This window comes from Kineococcus siccus (assembly GCF_009906795.1).
Lineage (GTDB): Bacteria > Actinomycetota > Actinomycetes > Actinomycetales > Kineococcaceae > Kineococcus > Kineococcus siccus.
In genome coordinates, this window is the sequence record NZ_JAAALN010000337.1 from 1 (window position 1) to 2,897 (window position 2,897).

1 protein-coding gene and 1 pseudogene are annotated in these 2,897 nt (G+C 81.2%); both read right to left on the reverse strand.

Annotation, left to right across the window (positions count from 1 at the left end; translation table 11 throughout):
* Positions 1-771 (reverse strand): FtsK/SpoIIIE domain-containing protein (locus tag GTR02_RS23540; RefSeq protein WP_338073966.1); only part of this gene is annotated, 771 nt, incomplete at its 3' end.
* Positions 772-1,052: 281 nt separating this feature from the next.
* Positions 1,053-2,849, reverse strand: a pseudogene (locus GTR02_RS24775) (FtsK/SpoIIIE domain-containing protein); the annotation flags it as partial.
* Positions 2,850-2,897 lie beyond the last annotated feature (48 nt).

Below are 2,897 nucleotides of genomic sequence, written 5' to 3' on the forward strand. Positions count from 1 at the left end.
GTCGCGCACCAGGAGCCCGCGGCCGGGCGGGGCCGCGCGCGGGACGTCGCGGGCGCGCAGGCCCAGCAGCGCGGCGTCGGCCCGGTCGGCCAGGCGCAGCAGCAGCACCTGCGCGGCCGCGCCGGCCACGGGTGACGTCAGGAGACCGCGGTCGCCCGTCAGGACGACCCGCACGCCGGCCGCGGACCCTTCGCGCAGCAACCGGTGCATCGCGTCGACCCCGGCGCCGAGGTCGACCTGCGCCAGGGCCGCCGACCACCCGTCCCAGCCGTCGACGAGCAGGACGAGGTAGGGCTCGGCCTCGTCCAGCGCGGTGCCGTCGTGCGCGGTGCCGTCGTGCGCGGTGCCGTCGGCGCTCGTCCGGGCCCGGTGCTCCACCAGGTCGCGGGCCCCGCTGCGGGCGAACACCTCGCGCCGGCGGTCGACCTCCGCCTGGAGCGCGGTCAGCAGCCGGCCCGCGCGCCAGAGCTCGTCACGGCCGACGACCGATCCGACGTGCGGCTGCTCCGCGAGGTCGGCGAGCGTCCCGCCACCGTCGAGGACGTGGACCTCGGCCGCGCCGCCGGTCCGCGCCGCCGCGGCGAGCGTGCGCAGGACCGTGCTGCGCCCGCTGCGGACGGTCCCCACCACCAGCAGGTGGCCGCCGTCGGTGAGGTCCCAGGCCGCCCGGGCCCGGCGCTGCTCGTCGGGCAGGTCGAGCAGCCCCCACGGCAGCGCCGTGCCGCCGGGAGGGGCGGGCCGGTCGTCCGCCGGCAGGTCCTCGGCGCGCACGGTGGCGGGCAGCGCGGGCCACCCCCCGGCCGTGGTGGCCGGGGGGTGGCCGGGGCGGCGCGGCGCCGCACCGCGTCCTCGACCGCGGCCAGCACCGCCGGGAGGTCGTCGTCGACGACAGCGGTGGCCGGTGGGGTGGGCTGCCCCGCCGGACCGGCGCGGCGCACCCGGGGGCCGCCGGCGCGGCGGGCCGTGCTCAGCGTGGCGACCTGGAAGGTCTCCAGCCCGGCGCCCCCGCGCCGCAGGACGGCGCGGCCGGGCCGCCGGGGGCTGATGCGGGCCGGGGCGGCATCGGCCACGACGTCCTCCGCGTCGGCACGGTCCTGCACGCGCAGGGCGATCCGCAGGTCGGTGTTCGCGCGGATCTCGGGGCTGACGACCCCGGCGGGGCGCTGCGTGGCGAGCACGAGGTGGATGCCGAGGGAGCGGCCCACGGCCGCGAGCCGCACGAGCCCGGCGACGAAGTCGGGCAGCTCCTCCGCGAGGACGCGGAACTCGTCGACGACCAGCACGAGGCGGGGCAGGTGCAGGCGCGCGGCGTCGCCGGCGGGCAGCGCCGCCACGTCGGCGACCCCGGCGCGGCGCAGGGCCGCCTCGCGACGCCGCACCTCCGCGCGCAGGCTGCGCAGGGCCCGGGCGGCCAGCTGGTCGTCGAGGTCGGTCACGAGACCGGCGACGTGCGGCAGGGCGGCGCAGCCGGCGAAAGCCGCGCCGCCCTTGTAGTCCACGAGGACGAACTGCAGGGCGTCGGGCGGCGCGCCCACGGCGAGGCTCACCACGAGGGCCTGCAGCAGCACGGACTTGCCCGACCCCGTCGTCCCGGCGACGAGGGTGTGCGGGCCGTCCACGGCCAGGTCGACCACGCAGGCCCCGGTGGCCGTGCGGCCCAGGACGGCGCGCGTGGCCGGCGTCCCGGCCGCCTCGCCGTGCCGCCAGGCGGCCGCGAGCGCCGCGCCGTCGGTCGCGGCGGGCGGCAGCAGGTCGAGCAGGCGGCACGCGGCGGGCAGCTGGGCCGCCGCGTCCGGCGGGGTCGCGTCCAGCAGCGGGGCGAGCGCCCGCGCGACGTCCTCCGCCCAGGCGGCCCCGGCCCCGTCGACCCGGAGGAGGTGCTCACCGCCCGCGTCGAGGAGGACCGCGCCGGAGGCGGGGCTCGAGCCCTCGGGCGCACCCGTGCCGTCCTCCGGGTCGGCCGGCGCACCGGCGGGCAGCAGGACGGCGCCGCACTCGGCGGGCAGGCGGCTGCGCGTCGCGTCCAGGCACACGACGTGCAGACCCGCGGCCGGGCCGTCCCGCAGGAGCTCCGTGAGATCGGGCAGCGTGCGCAGCGCCGCCACCCCGTCGAGGAGGAGGACGACGCGCGGGCCTGCCGGGGCTGCGCGGTCGGCGCGGCGCCGGCGCAGCTCCCGCACGAGGCCCGCCAGCAGCCGTGGCGCCTGCGCGCGGTCCGCCACGGCGGGCAGGTCGTCCAGCACCGCGGCGTGCGGGAGCCAGGACACCCACCGCCAGGCCGCGGGCTCCCCGGCGGCGCAGGCGACCGCGACGGCGACCGTCTGCGGGGAGTGCCAGGCGGCCACCTGGGCCAGCAGCACGCGGGCGCTCGCGAGCACGGCCGCCCGCGGTCCGGCGACGCCGAGCACCCCCACCGCCGGCAGCGCGACGAGGAGCGGGACGTCGTCCAGCCGGGCCCCGGGCGGCGGGTGCCCGCCCGACGGGGACGCCGCGGGCCCGCCGGCCGTCTCGACGCGGCTGCTCGTGGCCTCCAGCGCCCCGAGGCCCACGCGCAGCACCAGGTGGTCGGGGTCACCGGCGCCCCGCTCGAACACGCGCGTGCCCCGGTGCCGCACCTCGGCGAGCAGGGCGGCCGGGTCGGGGGACTCCTCGTGGCGCCGCGCGTGCTCGGCCGCCAGGGCGGCGCCGTGGCGGCGCTCGACCTCGGCCCGGCTCGCCGCCTCGGCCTCGCGCCGCACGGCGTCGTCGCCTCGCGTGCGCCGGCGCTCGCTCCACCACTGGCCCAGCACGAGGACGGGCGTCGCGAGGCCCAGCAGGAGGGAGAGCGGTGTCCAGAGCAGCGCGAGCACGACCGCGACCCCGAGCGGGACGAGGAGGGCCAGGACGGGGAGGGAGGC